Annotated in this window: 9 protein-coding genes; 6 read left to right on the forward strand and 3 right to left on the reverse strand. The window is 57.8% G+C overall.

What is annotated here, in order from left to right:
* Nucleotides 1–122: 122 nt before the first annotated feature.
* Nucleotides 123–905 carry an ABC transporter permease gene (locus tag VPK24_RS00415; RefSeq protein ID WP_393009894.1) on the reverse strand — a complete coding sequence of 261 codons (783 nt, stop codon included), beginning with the start codon at nt 903–905 and terminating at the stop codon, nt 123–125.
* Nucleotides 906–1010: 105 nt separating this feature from the next.
* A complete protein-coding gene (locus VPK24_RS00420; RefSeq protein WP_393009721.1) occupies nt 1011–4325 on the reverse strand; it encodes a glycoside hydrolase family 15 protein in 3315 nt (1104 codons plus the stop codon).
* 1253 nt (nt 4326–5578) lie between these two features.
* Between VPK24_RS00420 and VPK24_RS00425 the strand changes: the two genes are divergently transcribed.
* From VPK24_RS00425 to VPK24_RS00450, 6 genes are all read left to right on the forward strand, one after another.
* Nucleotides 5579–10120: a response regulator gene (locus VPK24_RS00425; RefSeq protein ID WP_393009723.1), complete on the forward strand. Its 4542-nt coding sequence runs from the start codon at nt 5579–5581 to the stop codon at nt 10118–10120.
* A gap of 419 nt (nt 10121–10539) precedes the next feature.
* A complete protein-coding gene (locus VPK24_RS00430; RefSeq protein WP_099535378.1) occupies nt 10540–11328 on the forward strand; it encodes an RNA polymerase sigma factor SigF in 789 nt (262 codons plus the stop codon).
* Nucleotides 11329–11599: 271 nt separating this feature from the next.
* Nucleotides 11600–12445, forward strand: coding sequence for a hypothetical protein (locus VPK24_RS00435; protein WP_393009725.1), 846 nt, complete (start codon nt 11600–11602; stop codon nt 12443–12445).
* Nucleotides 12446–12827: 382 nt separating this feature from the next.
* A complete protein-coding gene (locus tag VPK24_RS00440) occupies nt 12828–13361 on the forward strand; it encodes a hypothetical protein (protein ID WP_393009727.1) in 534 nt (177 codons plus the stop codon).
* Nucleotides 13362–13857: 496 nt separating this feature from the next.
* On the forward strand, nt 13858–14073 hold the full coding sequence (locus tag VPK24_RS00445; RefSeq protein WP_099535372.1) for a photosystem I reaction center subunit IV: 216 nt from the start codon (nt 13858–13860) through the stop codon (nt 14071–14073).
* A 111-nt stretch (nt 14074–14184) separates the two neighbouring features.
* Entirely contained in the window at nt 14185–15051 is an 867-nt protein-coding gene (locus VPK24_RS00450; protein WP_393009729.1) for a DNA-formamidopyrimidine glycosylase, read from the forward strand.
* 28 nt (nt 15052–15079) lie between these two features.
* Here VPK24_RS00450 and VPK24_RS00455 read toward each other — a convergent pair whose 3' ends face one another.
* Nucleotides 15080–17962, reverse strand: coding sequence for a CapA family protein (locus VPK24_RS00455; RefSeq protein WP_393009731.1), 2883 nt, complete (start codon nt 17960–17962; stop codon nt 15080–15082).
* Nucleotides 17963–17971 lie beyond the last annotated feature (9 nt).

A 17971-nucleotide genomic window follows, 5' to 3' on the forward strand; every position in this document is an offset into this window, starting at 1 on the left:
AATCCGTTGACCCTAAACGGTCGTGAGGGTTCGAGCCCCTCTGCCCCCATCCTTAAACCCATTTATCATCCAAAGCTCCGGCCAGTGCTTCTGGTCGGAGCTGCGCGTGGTTCACCGGCAATCTAACTAGAAGCGCTGGTGTAGAACCGGAGGGCAAACCGCCAAAATTGATTGGACAAATACAACAGCCCGATCGCCAGCAACCCTGAAACTCCTACCAAAAACCAAGCATCGCGGCCCAAGGCAATTTCCGCCGGCACAGTGGTCATAAACAACACCGGCACAATGAAGGTAAAGAAGAAGCGAAACGCCGCCGGATAGGCCGTGAGGGGATAGCGCCCAGCTTCTAACAGCCCCCGCAACACTTCCGTAATGTTATAGATTTTGGTAAACCAAATGCTGGTGGCTCCTAACACAAACCAGAGACTATATAAAATTAGCAATCCAAAGCTGAGGGGCAACATTGCCCAGCCATATTGCCACCAGGGAAGTTGTAGATTGATCCCAGCATAGAAAATCAATCCCAAACCGAGGGCAATGTCAGGAAAGCCCCAGAGGGAAACGGCGCGGGTTGATAGCCAAAATTGACTGCTGATGGGTTTCAGCAACACAAAATCCAGAGTTCCTAGCTCCACCTGGCGCACGATGCTGTTGAGGTTAGGAGCTAAAAAGGTGTTGGAAAAGCCTTGTAAAAATAGAAAAAGCCCCAACACCAAAAGTGCTTCATGCCAGTTCCAGTTTTGGAAGGTGTAGCCTGTTCGATAAAACAAAAAAAGCCCAAAGCCGCTGGCAATTCCCCCACCAACGGAGGAAATGCTGGCTAAGAGAAAGTTGCCGCGATATTCCATTTCGGCCGCGATCGCGGTGGTGACAAACAACCGCAGAAGTTTCCAGTGATGGAGCAGCATGGGTGCGAGGGTGATAAGGGCCGATTTCAGCCGGGGCGATCGGGTTGGGCGATCGCCCTCAGGATGGGCTGTTGAAGCGGACGGGTGGGAATGGCTAATCCATTACCCCACCGGCTCCAGGGACTCATCGATCGCCTGTTCAGCGCGATCGCGGGCCGACTGTTCCGCCATTTCGATCAGGAACTGGAAGGCCTTCACCATAAAGGTGGCGCAATTGTAGGGCGACGTTTCATAGAACTGTTGCCAGGCCTGACCCTTACGCTCGTTGTAAATGGGTTCATCCTCGGGATGGCGATCGAGCCAGGCCAACCGCACCGCGTGGCCCACCAACACATCCAACACCAGGTAATCATCAATTTGCAGCTCGGGGTTGCGATCGGTCAGGGCTGCCAACTCCGCCAACGCCTCCATACAAATCTGTCGGTAAAGCGGCGCACCAATCTTGTTCAGCAGGTGTTCCACTTGCAGGGCGAAGTTCTTTTCGCCGGGGGTCATTTCCGCCAACACCAAGGCACTGTCGAGCCGGTTGCGACGTTCCAGCTTGTCCCCAATCACCAGGCCCTTGCAGTGGCCCAACAGGTTCCAAACCTGGGGATAAAAATCCTTGGGCACGCGGTTCAATGCGCCGTCCAGTTCCCGCTGACGGGCCCAACTCCCGGCGGGGGGCAAACCCTCTTCCCGCTGCGGCACAATTGTCCATTCGATCGCCCGGCCCGTGGCCCGCAGGTGCAACGATTCCTGCTGTTGCAAGGCCAAAGTTGCGCCCTGATAGCCCTCCAGCACGTGGCGCAAGCGCAATTGCACCTCGTAGGGACTGAGTTCCATCAGTTGCTCGTAGGCCTCATCGGGCGTGACGAGCATTTCGCGACCCAATTCACTCACCAACAGCAGCAGGAAATAGCTGGTGCGGAGGGTCAAAAAGCCTTTGAACAGAGCCGGATTGGACTTAATTAGCACGCCCAAGGCCACCAAAATTTCCTGGCTCAAGACTCGATCGCGGATGTCTTCCCCACAAAATTCATCAATTTTGGCCACGATCTCGTCATGGGGCATGGGGCGATCGATCAAGGATCCCTCGCTGTAAGCCCGGCCCACGGCGATGAACTTTTGCCGCACCAGCAAATCAGTCACCGCATCCGAAAGGTTAATGTCCGCCTTGTTCAGCAGGCCCGCCGCCCGCCGCACAATTGCCCAATAGGGCCGATGGCGAGCAATCCCGTCAGATTCCACGACGCTGTAGCCCTGAAGGGCCCGGTTATAGATTTCCTCCACCAGCAGATTGAGCGGCACGGCGCGATCGTCCCCGGCAAAGCCCGTCTCAAAATCCGGGCCCACCAGTCGCCACAGGTCTTGAATTAGCTCAATTTGCTCATACAGGTTCACCGTGGCCCGCAACCGGGTGAGCAAGCTCTTGGGATTGGTTTCCGACTCCAGTTGAAATTCCTGGCGGCTGCTGAGGGGTTTGGTGTCCGCCGCCGAAAAGGCCAGGTATTGGGACAGGGGCAAGGGTGTGCCATTGGCCACGGATTGCTCGAATTCGTAGCCGTGGAGAAAATCAATCCGCTCGCTCCCGGCGGTGAGCACAAAGGACTGCAGCCGTCCCAGGCGAATCGGCACATTGTTGCATTTGCCAGATTTGAAGTCCGCAATCAGGGAGAGCAGGGGCGATCGGGTGTCGAGGTCGGCTTCTGTGGATCCCAACATTTCCCGAGTCAGCAACAGGGTCATGGTCGGCCGCCCCAACTGTCGCCACTGGCGGGCAATGTAAGCCAGTTCGCTGCGAATTTGGGAGGTCAAAAACTCCGGATCTGCGCCCGAATAGAACTGCTCCTGATCCAGGAAGGAGGGTAGAAAGACCATGGTTTTGCCGCAAATCGAGAAAATCCGCGACGTGGTGAGGGTGCGCAGCCGCCGCAGGGGCCGCCCGGTGAGGCCCAGGGCTTCGTTGCGGCCGATTTGGGCATAGGCCGCCGAGAGATCCCGCGCGGGCCGCACCTCGATCGGGGCCACTTGATCCGGCGTTTGGGTTTCAATTCCGTAGATTGCTAGTTGATGTTGCAAGGCCGCATCTTCCGCCAGCAACACCATTTGCACCAACGGTTCCCGCACGGCTCCCGGGCGAGATCGCCGGCCGAGGGGATCCAAATCCGCCACATCGATCAGCTCTTCCAACACCAACTGACCCAGCAGCCACAGGGATTGGGCCCAAACCAGGGGTACGTTGTCGTTGGGCAAGCGGGTTTGGGAACCGGGGTTGGCCTGTTCGGCGGCGATCGCCTCCTCTGGCACATAATAGACTTCCGGCAACAGGGCGAATCCCTCCCGTTCCACGGCCACCTCTTGCAATCGGTGGTGGTAGTCCAAGGCCCTGTCCCGATCGCCCCGAAACAGGGCATCCAGCAGCAAATAGGTCCAAAACAGCGGCCACTCACACTCAATATGCTCAAAGCGCTTGAGTTCGTAGGGTTCGTAATGCAGGCGGCTGGTGTCTTCAAGAACGGTTTGGTGACCATCCCGCAGGAACCGCTTGCAGCCGTAGCGACCCTCCAGTTTTTCGACAATTTGCCGCCGCGTGCGATCGACCAAATTCGCATCATCCACCGCGAACGCCGGGAAACCAATGATGCTCAACAGGGCCCCATCCACCTCTTTAGAAGCCGACTCGCGCGGCAACAGGGATTCCAGCGTGGCCCGCGATCGGGCAATTTCATCCTCCAGCACATGCAGCACGGATAATTGCGATCCCCTTGCCCCAAACAGATCAAAGCCATTCAGCGCTTCCAACGCCGCCTTCGCCATCCCGATCGAGCTGGCGTTTAGCTCCGGGTTGCCGTGATTAATCTTGTTTCCCCGTTCCCAAATGCCGTAATCGGCCGTGCGGTAGGCGCGTCCAATGTAATAGACCAGATTTTGGACGAAATTCACCTCGTCAGTGGTGTAAATCACCTCCAAGCCCGAGGCCGTCATTTGCGCCAAGATCAACAAAAATACCGAGGTGGCATCAATCTGTAGATGGCCCCAGCCGTCATCGGCCACCACCGTGTTGCCCGTGCTCGTATCGTACTTGGCATGGAGCGCATCCAACGGATCTTGGGTGTGCTTAAAGCGCTCCACCTTGTGGGCTTGCCGCATCATCGATGACAACAGCCCCCGCATCAGCTTCACCACGCTCTGCTGAATTTCGTAGCCGCGTCCCGCTTCGAGTCCCGCCTTGCGATAGGCCAGCGCCAGCCCCCAGGCCGCCAAGATGCTGTAGACGTTATCGCGTACCCAAGCATCGGTGTAGTCCCCATGGATATTAACGGCGGTGCTGGCGGGCATTAGGCCGCTGATGGGGTGTTGGCGGTTCAAAATGACCTGGGAAATCAGCCGATCGAAATACTCCAGGCGATCGCGACGGGACTGAGAGGCGGTCATAGGCTACGGCAGGGACTTAAAGACACTATAGACGGTTTATTTTCCTGGATCGCGGCAACGCTGAAGCCTTCGTAAAAGCCTTCGTAAATGTTCTCGACTCAGGCTTCTCGATTCAGGCTTCTCAATTCGGGCTTCTCGATTCAGGTTTCTCGATTCAGGCCTCGTTTTCGATGAATGGCTCATGATCGGTGGCCTGACCCTTGAGGGAGACCCAGGGGCCGCAAGCTGTGCCGGGGCGATCGGGAACATCCGCCAAAGGAGTGGGGGCAATTGTGATCGGAATCTCCCTGGCTAGCCAGGCGATCGCCGTAAAATTGGCTCAAGGGGATTGCAACGGTTATCAATTTCTTGTCAGCTTCTTGTCAGCTTTGGGTCAACGATTTGCAGCCACCAACAGTCAGCCGCTCCTAGCCCTGCCCCCAACAGCCCCCGAAACTGACCCCAGTTTCCCTATTCAGCACGCTCAATTTCGATTTCGGAATGAATGGGCCCTTTGTGTAACAAAGTTCGAGGGAGAAATTGAGGTCTAGCTCGAAATTCTACGGAGTCTTGCTCTGGGAACCGTTAAAATCGATTTCTAGATCTCAATGATGGGTCTCACCCCCCATAGCGGTTGATCAGGGGAGTCCGCGCCGGGGGTAAGGGGAAGCCTATTCAATGTCAATGGGATTGGGGCTGGTCGAAAGTGATGCAACAAAACCGTTTGGGAGGCAAATCGGTTCGGAGAATTCGGCAAAATCGGGATCGAATCGAGCGATCATTGCTGTTGGGGGCCGCTGAGGCCGCAATCCCGCAAGAGTCTACGGCTTGGTTCAGCCTTGGGGTTGGGTGTCTGATGTTGGGGGTAAGGTCACAAGTTGATGTAAGGCTGCAACAATTGGCTTTCTATAAGGCTGCAACAATTGGCTCTCTATGCGGCTCTGTGCGAATCGATTGAGGCATTATCCCGACCATTGCCTCGCTGCTGTGGCAATTGAGGAGTAGCAACGCAAACACCTGCCTGAGTAATTCTTGTTGGACGAGTGAATGGTTAGTAATTGCTCGCGACTAGGGCAATTTGAAGCTAGGGGTTTCACCCCTCCTATGCTTGAGTTAGAACCCTACGGGATGACACTAGGGTTAAGTTGGGCGTGGGAGTGCGCTCCGAACCATTGTCGCGAATTGATTGGTCGCCAATTAAGTCTCCAATTGATTGATCGCGAATTTATTCAGGTGCATTTGCCGTTGCTGTTGCAAATCGTTGTGCAGTCGCCATGGCAGCTTCCAAGTCAGGTTCGACCGAAACCACCGGCCGAGACCCAGGGGTCTCCAGCCGATCGGGGTCAGTGGATCGATCAACCCTGTGGTCAACCATGGGTCAGGTCAAGTCAGCGATGTTGGCCCGAATCTATTGGCCGAGGGCTGATGTGGCGGAACTATCAGGGGGCCAGGAGGGTGATCGCGTGAACTTACGCCGAAAAACCTTGGCGATTGTGGGGATGGCGGCGGTGGTGTCGATCGTGACGCTCTGCATTGCGCTGTCGGTGTTGGTCTCTGGGGATTTTCGGGCCCTGGAGGTGCAATATGCGCGCCAAGATGCTCAACGGGCCATGGATGCCCTCTCGGCGGATTTCGACAGTCTGGCGGTGGCGGCTCAGGAATATGCGGAGTGGGACGACACCTATGAATTCATCGAAACGCGCAACCCTGCTTATATCCAGTCCAATCTGATCGATCGCACGTTTACGGCTTTGCGGCTGAACGCGATCGCGATTGTGAATCGCCAGAAGCAAGTGCTCTACAGCCAAGGATTTGATGCGACGCGGGGCCGGTTGCAACCGGCCGATCGCTCCCTGCTGGACTATTTGGCTGGGCCGGGCCAAACGACGCTTTTACAACAAGATCAGCCCGATCGTGTAATTTCAGGGTTGGTGTCCCTGCCAGAAGGGGTGTTGATGGTGGCGGCCCGCCCGATCGTCACCAGTCAAGGGGCCGGCCCCATTCGCGGCGCGTTGGTGGTGGGCCGTTGGTTGGATCAGGTGGAAATCGATCGCCTGGCGGAGGGGGTGGAGTTACAGCTTTCCCTGCGGCCGGCGGTCAGCCTAGAGCAATTTCAGACCGCGGACTCTGGAACCCTCAGCCAGCCCATGACCCTGGAGGTGAGCCGGCCCGGTTTGGCCCGCAGCCCAATTTCCATCACGGCCCTGGGATCCTTGGATCTGTTGCGAGCGGAAATTCTGCTGCGGAACCTAGAAGGGGAACCGGCCCTAATTTTGGAGGTGACGCTGCCTCGGGAGATTTATCACCGTAGCCAACGGGCTATCCGCTACTTGGGAGCCGCCACGGTGTTTTGTGGGGTGCTCTTTGGGGGCGTGGCCCTGCTGTCGATCGAGAAATTGGTGCTTGCCCGTTTAACCCGCCTCAGCACTGCGGTGGCCACCATTGGCCAGAGCGGCAACCTGGCCACCCGCTTAGAAATGCCTGGCAGCGACGAGCTGGGTCTTCTGGCCAACAATATCGATGAGATGCTGGAGGCGCTCGATCGATTCCAGCGGGAGCGATCGAGCGTCGAAGAGCGCTACCGGATCATGGCGGAGAACTCCACCGACTTGATCTCCCGGCAAACGGCCGACAATGTTTATATCTATGCCTCCCCCGCCTGCATGGCCCTGTTGGGCTATCACCCGGAAGAAATGGTGGGGCAACAGCGTTGGGACTTTATCCATCCGGCCGATCGCGCTCGCCTCATTGAAGAAGACCAGCACGCCCGCGATCGCAAAGCCACCTACACCACCCAATATCGAATTCGCCGCCACGATGGGTTCTACATCTGGTTTGAAACCACCAGCCGCGCCATCTACGACTCCCACAACGGCGAATTTCAGGGCACGTTGTCCGTTTCGCGGGACATCACCCCCCGCAAACAGGTGGAGCAAGATCTGCGTGACAGCGAAAGTTCCATCCGTCGTCTCTATCAAATTGCCGCCGCCCGCCAACTGACCTTTGACGATCGATTGCAACGGTTGCTGCAAATGGGTTGCGAGCAATTTGGCTTGGAACTGGGGCTGCTGGTGGAAATTGACGATCGATTTGCCACCCTCCCGGATCCAGACCCCACAGACTATAACGGCGGCATGGCTGCCGTGGGCGATCTGCAATGTCGCGTGGTGGGCATCTTTCACACGGGCGATCGCGCCCAAATGCCCAGCACCTGGAACTGGCAAGCGGGCGATCGGTTCCCCCTGCGCAACACCATCTTTCAGATTGCCGTTGCCCGCGAAGAGCCGCTGTATTTCGAGTCCAAATCCCTGGCCCAGCTTGGCCCCACCGCCGTCGATGCGGCCCTGGAAATCGAAGCCTACCTTGGCACACCGATCACCGTCGGCCGTCGGGGTTACGGCACCCTCTGCTTTTGGAGCAATCAAACCCGTAACCAGCCCTTCAAAGCCGTTGATATTGGTCTGTTGGAGCTGATGGGGCAATGGATTGGTGGTGAATTGGAACGCAAGCAAGCCGCCGACGACCTGGCCCGGGCCCGCGACCAAGCCCTAGAGGCCACCCGAGCCAAGAGCGAATTTTTGGCCACCATGAGCCACGAAATCCGCACTCCCATGAACGCCGTCATTGGGATGACCGGATTGCTGTTGGATACGGAGCTGACCAGTCAGCAGCGGGACTTTGTGGAAACCGTTCGCAGTAGCGGCGATGCCCTGTTGGCCATCATCAACGACATCCTGGACTTTTCCAAAATCGAATCCGGCAAGCTGGATTTGGAGTCGCAACCCTTCGATCTGCGCAGTTGTATTGAAGAGTCCCTGGATTTGTTAGCCGCCAAAGCCAGCGACAAGGGCTTGGATTTGGCCTACTGGATGGGGTCAGCCGTCCCCAACCTAATCGTGGGGGACATCACGCGCCTGCGCCAAATTTTCGTGAACTTGGTGGGCAATGCGGTCAAGTTCACGGCCCGGGGGGAAGTGGTGATTCAGGTGGAAGCCAAGCCCCACACCACCAGCGACGAATCGAATGCCTTGCTGCAAAGTGATAGCACCCTGCCGCCAACCCGTTCCCACGACTACAACGCACCGCTGTACGACATTCACTTTGCGGTGCGAGATACGGGCATTGGTATTCCGAGCGATCGCATGAACCGCCTGTTCAAATCCTTCAGCCAAGTGGACTCTTCCACCACTCGCCAATATGGCGGCACAGGGTTGGGGCTAGCCATCAGCAAGCGGCTCTCGGAAATGATGGGCGGGCGCATGTGGGTGGAAAGCGAACTGGGTAAAGGCTCTGTTTTTCACTTCACGATCGTGGCGGCGGCGGCTCCCTATGCGTCCCTGGTGGATTTCTACGAAGTCCAGCCCTATCTGCAAGGGAAGCGGGTGCTGATTGTGGATGACAACGCTACCCATCGGGATATTTTGGTGCGGCAGGTGGAGGCCTGGGGCACGGTGACCCAGAGCACCGCCTCGCCTCAGGAGGCGATCGCCTGGATGATGCGGGGACAATCCTTTGACTTGGCGCTGCTGGATTTGCAAATGCCACAGATGGACGGCTTGCAGTTGGCCCAACGGTTGCAGGATTTGGCGCTACCCAAAACAACGCCGTTGCGGATGATTGCCATGGCTCCAATGGGCTATCAGGAGCGCAGTGCCTCGCCGGTTTTTGCGGCAGTGGTGAACAAACCCATCAAGCAATCTCAGCTTTACAACGCGATCGTGACGGTGTTGGGCGGACGCACGGCGGAAACGGTGGCCGCTCGATCGGTCATGGCTGACGTGGATTCCCACATGGCTGAGTTCCACCCACTGCGGATTTTGCTGGCGGAAGACCATGCGGTGAACCAAAAGGTGGCGTTGCAGATTTTGCAGCGCATGGGATATCGGGCTGATGTGGCGGGCAATGGGATCGAGGTGCTAGAGGCCCTGCGTCGTCAACCCTATGACGTGGTGCTGATGGATATGCAGATGCCGGAAATGGACGGGCTGGAAGCCACGGAGCGGATCCGACAGGAGTGGGTGACAGAGCAGGGGCCCTACATCATTGCCATGACTGCTAACGCTATGCAGGGCGATCGGGAGGCTTGTATTCGAGCAGGGATGGATGATTACATCAGCAAGCCTATCCGGATTCAGAAGTTGGCGGAGGCTTTGGGGCGCTGTCCTTCTCGGGGGTTTGCCCAAGGGGGAACCGGCGAAACTGCACCGGAACCGCCAACTTTGCCCGATTCGGTGTTGCCTGCGGTGACGGAGAACGGTGCGGGAGCCGTGGCGATCGCCCTGCCGCAATTGGTGACGGCCCTGGTGAGCGGTGAATCCGAACCGGTTGCCCCTGAGGCGCTAGCCCATACCAGCTCTGTGGAACGAAATGGGATTGGGCCGGAGCCTGACCTGGTGGTTGACCGAGCAGCCTCGGAGCTGGCCGGGTCGCCCTTGCCTTCGGGGTGGGTGGCCGACCAGGAACCCATTTTGGATGAGCAAATCCTGAGCAGCTTGCGGGAGGTAGAGGTGCTGGATGAGGCGATCGAACTCTATTTACGCGATTCTCCCATGTTGCTGGAAAAGGTGCGATCGGCCCTGAGCAATGGCAACACGGCCCACCTGAAGGATGCGGCCCATTCCCTCAAGTCCACCAGCGGAACTATGGGGGCCCTGTTGGTGTATCAAACCAGCCAGCAAATCGAAACCGCTGCGAAGCAAGGAGACCTCGCCCTCGCCCAGCGGTGGTTACCCGCCGTGGAGCAAGAACACCAACGAGCTGTGGCTCGGCTCCAAAGTTTGGGCTTGGTGTTTCAGTCTTTGGAAGTGGAGGCCTAAATTAAGCGCAGAGACCAAGCCCTCACTGCTAAGCCCTCACTGCCAAGCCATTCACTTAGTTTGCTTGAATTGCATGGATTGCTGAGCGGCCCTCTCCGTGGATCGGTCCATCGATCGGTCAATTGATCGGTCAATCAAATCAGCACCTGAATCGAGGCTAAGGGGAGCTTGGGGCTGCAGTCGGGTGTTTTGCGATAGGTGTTTTGCGATAGGTGTTTTGCGATACTTGATCAGTGAGATGAAATCAATTAACGGGGTAAGCGACTGGGGCCGAAGTTTGATGGATCGGTGATCCCAGCCAGAAAACCACAACGCGGTTTTGCTGTGCTATGAATCACAGCGATCGGGTAGCAATGGCCATACACTAAGAAACAGGGTGTCAGACCCCCTAAAGTCAACGCACTACCCTGCTAGTAACCATGGCTGCTCGTCCTGCTTGTATTGCGCCCAACGACCTGCGCGCCCGCAGTTTGGAGTTGCTGAACGCCTATCGGGCCTGTCCCTCAACGGAACTGCGCAATCGCTTGGTTGAGCTGAACTTTGGCCTGGTGAAGAAAGAAGCGGCCCACTGGGTTGCCCAATGCCAGGAAAGCTACGAAGATCTGCTCCAAATTGGCAGCATTGGCCTAATTCGGGCGATCGAGCGGTTTGATGCTAGCAAGGGCAATGCCTTTAGCTCCTTTGCCCTTCCCTACATTCGGGGCGAAATTCAGCACTACCTCCGCGATCGCAGTAGTTCAATTCGGATTCCTCGCCGCTGGTTGGAACTCCAGCAACAATCCGCCACCATCACCCGCAACTTGCGGGAATCCCTGGGCCGCCAGCCCAATGATTGGGAAATTGCGGAAGCCCTCGGGATTGAGCTGAGCGAGTGGCAACATGTGGAGCTGGCTCGTCAAAATCGATCGCCCCTTAGCCTGGATGCGCCGGTACGCAGCGACGAAGAGGAACCGTCATCCTTGGGGGATACGCTCCCCGATCGTAAATATCGCAGCTTCCAACTGGCCGAAGAAGACCGCCTGCGTTTGAACCAAGCTTTGGTCAAGCTAGAAGAGCGCACTCGCCAGATTCTGGAATTTGTTTTTCTCCATGACTTGACCCAAAAAGAAGTGGCCGATCGCATGGGGATCAGTGCTGTGACCGTTTCCCGTCGGGTGCGCAAGGGGCTAGAGTCCTTGAAGGACATGATGGAACCCGTTGACGATTAACCGACAGTTAAACGTTGACGACTAGACGGTTGACGACTAGACGGTTGACGACTAGACGGTTGACGATTAAGCGTTGACCACTCAGCAACTTCCAGAGGCCAGTTCTCAACCCGATTGAGGCCGCCTCCGAAGCAACATTGCCGAACCCAGGGCCAATTGGAGATCGGGGCCCAGAAAACGAGACGATCGCCTAGCCATTGGTTACAATGCTGGGCAGCTCAGTCCCTTGGACTCAACCATCCCGCGGACTCAACCATCGGAGAATTCACCTATGCCCAGCCTGGTACGGTTTGGGGCAGCCGTAGCCCTGCTGGTGGCAGCCACCAGTTGTGGTGGCCCCACAGACACTGCAACCACTGACGAGGCCAGCCCAACTGCGTCCCCCGCCAGCGGTACGGATGCGCCCACTGCCACCGTGCCCAAGGCTGACTTCAAATCGCCCATGGTTGCCGGTCGCCCCAAGACGGCCGTACCTACCATCCAGCGGTTCATTCAGCCCACCAACATCGACGCAAGGGCGAAACAAACCCAAACCGAAATTCAGCAAAATAGCAAGAACAGTCGGCGCGATCCCTTTGCGATTCCGCTGCAAGTGCAGCCCCTGGCCAAGTTGCCGGATGGCAGCCCTGTGGGCCCCAGTGTGACCCAATCCCCCCGACCGATTGCCATTCCATCCCCCACTTGGCAAGAGCCGGAAACCGATGTGGAAGGCCGCGATTTCCGAGGCTATCCACCGCCAACGCTGGTTGATCCGCCCAAGCCGCGGCCGGCGGTGCGTCGTCCCACGCCTGCTCGCTCTCCGGTGGCTGCGCGGCCACAAGTGCCGCCTGTGACGGTTCCCAGCCAGCCGCCCGCACCTCCTTCGCCCACGGATGCCCTCAGTTTGCGGGTGACTGGTGTGGTGCAAGTGGGCGATCAATTCCAAATCATTGTGCAAATTCCCGGTGAGAACTCCGAGCGCTACGTGAATGTGGGCGATCGAATTGCCAATGGCCAGGTTTTGGTGAAGCGGGTGGAACTGAGCAAGACTCTGGATCCGGTGGTGATTTTTGAGCAATACGGCCAAGAAGTGGCGAAAAATGTGGGCGACAGTGCCCAACCGATCGCCATGCGTTAGGGATTGCTTCAGCACAGTCGCTCAAGCAATTGCTAAAACCCACTGGCCCGGCCAAAATTCCCTAACCAGAATTGCTTGGTCAGAATTGCCCAACCAGAATTATTCAGCCAAAATTGCTTAATCAAAATTGCTTAATCAAGTTTGCTGAACCAAGTTTGCTGAACCAAATTTGCCTGACGGTCTGTTATCAAATTTCTAAAACCCTGATGTTGTCGTTTGGGTGACTGGTGGCTGCTGATGGTTTTGGGTATCCGCAGTTCCCGATTCTTCATGGTTAAAGGCTGTGGAGAGAGTCCTCGGGTGCTCAAGGTTTAGAACGGTTCAGCGATGGTTGAGCCACGTATCCGGGCGAGGAAGAAGTGAACCAGAAAGGAGTGAGGACATGGCTGGTTTAACGCGAACAACGTGGATCCGGGCCGTTTTGGCCACAACTTGCATGGCGGCCACCGCTGCGGTGGTCATGGTCGGTAATTCGTTACCGAGTAACGCCCAACAAAGTTGGCCACCGGGCTTTTATCGGCGAATGAGCGATTCCACCATCCGTTGGGTTGCGGGGGATGGTCGCATGTGCCGCGTGATGAATCGCGATCAGTTGACGGCTTTTGGGGGCGATGGTGTGGTGCGGGTGGTGGGCGATCGCTCCACGTTCGATCGGGGTCGGACGGATACAGGGATTTGCCCTTGGCCCGATGGCATCTATCGCGAAAGCAACTGGCGCAATATTTGGCAGCTTCTCTACACCGTGGGCAGTCGTCGGTACTATTGCAACATCACCACTCAGCAACACCTCCAGGCTTACAACTTGGCCGATGAGCAAACGAATCCTGTGATTTTGACGGTTCCCAATCGATCGCGCCTGGGCTTCAAGCGGGAATGGGCGGGGGATTGTGTTTGGCCCAACGTTGGCGACAACTAGATGGGCAAGGATTCCGATTCAGGGTTCTCGGGTCAGTTCTCGGATCAGTTCTCAGATCGATAGCCCGATCAACCATGGCCCGATCAATCATGGCTTGATCAACGGCCGAGTCAATGCCCAAATCAACAGCCGAATCAATGCCCTGGTTGGCTGCTCTCGGTTTAGCGAGTAATAAAACTTAAAACCTCACCCCTTTAGTCGTTGGCTGGGCGATAGTAGCCTAGAGAGCAGCCACTTCACCCTAAACGGGACTCAATAGGACTGGCCTTCTGGGCTGTCCTTCCGATGTGGGTGCGATCGTCACGGGCAGTCAGTCCGAGACTCAACATCGACGCGCCGATCGGGTTCATCCAGATTTCTGGGGGCGATCAATGCAGCGTCAACCCATGGACGAATTAAACAGTTTCGGCTGTTTAATTTAGGGCCAAAATCCCCAAGTCTTAAGCCTGGGGATGGGGTCAAAAGAGAGAAAAATAAACCAAAGGAAGATAAACCTATGGCGGTTCAACGCGGTGCTAAGGTGCGGGTTCTGCGCCCCGAGTCGTACTGGTATCGGGATGTGGGCACGGTTGCTTCGATCGACCAAAGCGGCATCAAATACTCGGTAATTGTCCGTTTTGATAAGGTCAATTACTCGAACATTAACACCAACAACTTCGCGCCCGAAGAGCTGGAAGTGGTGGAAGCACCGAAGGCTGCTGCGAAAAAATAGGCGAATCACTGCTGCGATCGCCCGTTGGGAATGGTGGCAGCGTTTCGCAAGCCAAGGCTGCTGGCCTTGGTCTGATTCGTGGGTTGGTTCTTTGCAAGGCCGGGGGATGTTGTGCCAGAGCTGCCAGAGGTAGAAACCGTCCGGCGGGGGTTGGCCACAGCAACTCCCGGCTGGCTGATTGTGGGGGGTGAAGTGCTGCTCGATCGGGCGGTGGCGGCCCCGGAACCCGAGGCGTTTTTAGCGGGCTTGCAGGGTTGTTGCTTGGTGAGCTGGAAACGACGGGGCAAGTATTTGCTGGGCGAGTTGCAGCGAGCGCAACGGCCAGCCGGCTGGTTGGGGGCCCATTTGCGAATGACGGGTCAGTTTTTGTGGGTGGATCCGGCGACTCCGGTGCATCAGCACACGCGGATTCGGTTGCGACTGCGCTCTAACGCGGTCGAGCGAGAATTGCGGTTTGTGGATCAGCGCACGTTTGGGCATTTGTGGTGGGTGTCACCCGATCGCCCGATCGAGCAAGTGATCACCGGTTTAGCGAAGTTGGGCCCAGAACCCTTTGACCCGACTTTTTCGATCGATTACTTTGCGGAGCGGCTGCGAAAACGCCACAAAACCATCAAAGCCACCCTGCTGGATCAAGACCTAGTGGCCGGTTTGGGCAATATCTACGCCGATGAATCCCTTTTTTTGGCAGGCATTTGGCCAGAAACCAGGGCCGCAGACCTGAGCATGGAACAGGTTGGCAAGCTCCATCAGCAAATTCGGCAAGTGCTGGAAGCCAGCTTGGCGGCGGGCGGCACAACCTTTAGCGATTTTGTGAACCTGGAAGGGGTAAACGGTAACTACGGCGGGGAAGCTTGGGTGTATAACCGCAAGGGGCAACCCTGCCGCGTTTGTGGCACGGCGATCGAGCGGTTGCGGATTGCGGGTCGATCGAGCCATGTTTGCCCTCAATGCCAGCCCCGATCGCCCCAAGCCTGAACCTGGAACCATGGGAGCGAACCAATCGCTACGGTTCCAGGATGGCCTGGGCCCGATCGGCTGCTGACTTCACCAACGCGGGCAGGCTGAGGCTGCTGTAGTTGGCAGGCATCGAAGATGGTGCGGCCGTGAACCCGCTGTCCTGCGTGGCTCCCGATTGGGTAGGGGCCGTAAAGGGTAGTTGAGGGCTGGTGGTCGATCGCCCGGCGGCCGGCTCTGAGCTGGTTGCCTCTGGGCCAATTTCAAAGGAAATCGATCGGCGTGGGTTGCTGCCCATGGGGCTAGGTGTTGCTGATGGGTTTCCTGCCGGAGCCGTGATGGCCGCCACGGAACGGTTGCTAGGCCCCAACGCTTCATCCGTGGGGGCTTCTGCATTGCGCACCAGTTCGCTCAATTCCACGGCGGTCATCAATTGCGCCAGTCGATCGCGTGCCGATTGACCAGTGGCTTGGATTCGTTGGCCGATCGCGCTGCCGTCAGAAGGGCTAATGGGGTTAGCCCCCGCTTGAGAGGGGCGCTGAGGAGCGATCGGGGCACTGGCCACGGCGGGCGAGCTGCTGGGCATTGGAGCCGCTGCGGGGCTGGGCAAGGGGGCGACCACGATCGGCGATTGCCCGTTGGTGGTTGCGGCCGAGCGGGTGAAGCTCGGCAGTTGGGGTTGGGGGCGATCTCCGGTGGCTGTCAGTGGAGCCGTTGGGGCGATCGTCATTGGGAGGGCGCTGGAACCAGGATTGCCAGAATTGGGACTGTTTGAGACAAAATCACCCGAGCCAGAATTGGGAGTCAGATTGGGAGCCGATCTCGCCGTCAACACCATGGATTGGGTCAGGGGTTGGTCAAACCGGCGGGAAATGTAGGTTAGCTCCTGCAAAATCTCCTTAGCCCGATCGCCCTTAGCCACCCGGGGTTGATAGTTTTGCACCCGCACCGGCACAAAGTCCACCTTCATTTGGCGATCACGCAGGGCCACCTTCAGCACCGCCGTATCGTAGGTGCTGCGCGAATGGCCACCAAAAATGAAGTTACCCAGGGAATAGACGATCGCCCGATCCTTGTAAACCTCAGCGCCTTGCAGCACATGGGGATGGTGACCCACCACCAAATCCGCCCCCGCATCAATGGCTCGCCGGGCGATCGACCGTTGGTAGGGAGCGGGATAGCGTGCCAATTCTTCGCCCCAGTGGAAATTCACCACCACCCAATCCACCTGATCGCGCACGGCTTGAATATCTGCCGCCAAGGCCTCGTTTTCGCGTGGGTTAGTGCCCGCGCTGGTTTCCGTGGCCGCGTGCCAATGGGCGTTGTAATAGCCAAAGTAGGCAATCCGTTGACCCTTCACCTCCAAAATTTTGGGGCGACGGGCTTCGGTGATGTTTTCTCCGGCCCCGATCGCGTGGATGTCGCTTTGATCCAGGGCGGCCAAGGTGTCCAACAAACCCGGCCGGTTATAGTCCATCGTGTGGTTGTTGGCCAGCGTCACCAGGTCAATGCCCCCCGCTTCCAGGGCGGCCACCGATTCCGGTTCCGCACGGAAATTGAAACGCTTGCCCGATCGCTTACGGTCAGCATCCGTAATTGGGTTTTCCAAATTCACCATGGCCACATCGACCGATCGGGACTCGGGAAACTGGGCCAACGCCGCCGACCAATCTCCCCCTAACCGTCGCTTGACCCGATCGCTCAGGGTCACATCTCCCCCAAACATCAAGGTCACCGCCGGATCGGTGGGATTGGCGGGTGGGTGATTCACCACCGGCAACAGTTCCAAAGCTCCCTGCACCACGGGTGGCCGCACCTGCCGCACCCGACTGGCCACGGGGGCGATCGCCGGGCGCAGGGGCAAGACCTGCTCCGTGGAATTGCCGCTGCGAGGGCTGGCCAAGGGTTGTTGGGGGCGCGATCGGGTGGCATCGGGTGACGAACTAGCCAACCACAGGGCCAACACAAAGGGCACGATCGTCGCCCCGCCCAACAGCACTGATCGCCAAATGGGTTCCAGGGCCGGATCCGTAGCCCATTGGGTTAATCCCGCTAGCCCTAACTCCCGCCGGCCCGCCGGAGCTGCAATCCGAATCGTTTGCTGCCAGAAGGGATCCACCTGCCCTGCCACCGTGGCCCGAATCCGCACGCCGCTGACTTGGCCTTGTTCTGAGGCGTTAAATTGCCACAGTCGTCGGCAAATGGTTTGCACAATGTAGGGTTGGCTCAGGGATTTTGAGGCGCTGTCTGAGGTGCTGTCTGAAGGGCTGCTTGAAGTGTTTGAGGTCGCCAGACTTTCCCCATCACTGGAGGTGACTTCGGCGGCCGTTGCTGCCATCGCGGCCTCTGGCGGCAACTTCACTTCCACCACCAAGCAGCGACCATTGAGTCGATCGACCGTTAGCCCAGCCCCCAAGCTTTGCCCCACCGGCTGCAACCATTGGGAAATAGTGCCCAGATCCATACCAACGGGCGATCGCCAGCGATCGCGCGTGGCCGTCGCCAGCGCAGACCAACCATCTCGCGCCACCAACCAGCTATGGGCCAAGCGTTGCATCACCTGCTGCTCGGGCGATCGGGGCAACACCTGCTGATAATAGGCCGTGGAATTGAGGCCCGGCCGCTGCTCCAACTGCACCGACTGCTGCCACAGCAATTCCGGCTGACCCACGCGCCGGGCCATGATCCGCACCCCTTCCACCGCCGCCAAATTCAAGCCATGGAGTCGGTGGCAAATGAACCGCACCAACCGATCGCGCTCCGGTTCTTGCTGGCACTCCACCCACACATCAATCTGGCCGGTCATTTGCGCCGAAACCTTGGTGCGGATGCCATGGGGAGCCAGGTAGCGATCGAACCAACTCGCCAACGTGCCCGCATCCCACGTCAACCCGATGCTTCCCGAACCACTAACCCCAGCCGCATAAACCATTGTGTTCTA

This window comes from Limnothrix redekei LRLZ20PSL1, from assembly GCF_043235035.1.
Taxonomy (GTDB): Bacteria; Cyanobacteriota; Cyanobacteriia; order CACIAM-69d; family CACIAM-69d; genus CACIAM-69d.

Excerpts from the sequence above, each read along its gene's own strand:
- VPK24_RS00420 (WP_393009721.1), bottom strand. The coding sequence starts at position 4,325 with ATGACCGCCTCTCAGTCCCGTCGCGATCGCCTGGAGTATTTCGATCGG.
- VPK24_RS00425 (WP_393009723.1), top strand. The coding sequence starts at position 5,579 with ATGGCAGCTTCCAAGTCAGGTTCGACCGAAACCACCGGCCGAGACCCA.
- VPK24_RS00430 (WP_099535378.1), top strand. The coding sequence starts at position 10,540 with ATGGCTGCTCGTCCTGCTTGTATTGCGCCCAACGACCTGCGCGCCCGC.
- VPK24_RS00435 (WP_393009725.1), top strand. The coding sequence starts at position 11,600 with ATGCCCAGCCTGGTACGGTTTGGGGCAGCCGTAGCCCTGCTGGTGGCA.
- VPK24_RS00440 (WP_393009727.1), top strand. The coding sequence starts at position 12,828 with ATGGCTGGTTTAACGCGAACAACGTGGATCCGGGCCGTTTTGGCCACA.
- VPK24_RS00445 (WP_099535372.1), top strand. The coding sequence starts at position 13,858 with ATGGCGGTTCAACGCGGTGCTAAGGTGCGGGTTCTGCGCCCCGAGTCG.
- VPK24_RS00455 (WP_393009731.1), bottom strand. The coding sequence starts at position 17,962 with ATGGTTTATGCGGCTGGGGTTAGTGGTTCGGGAAGCATCGGGTTGACG.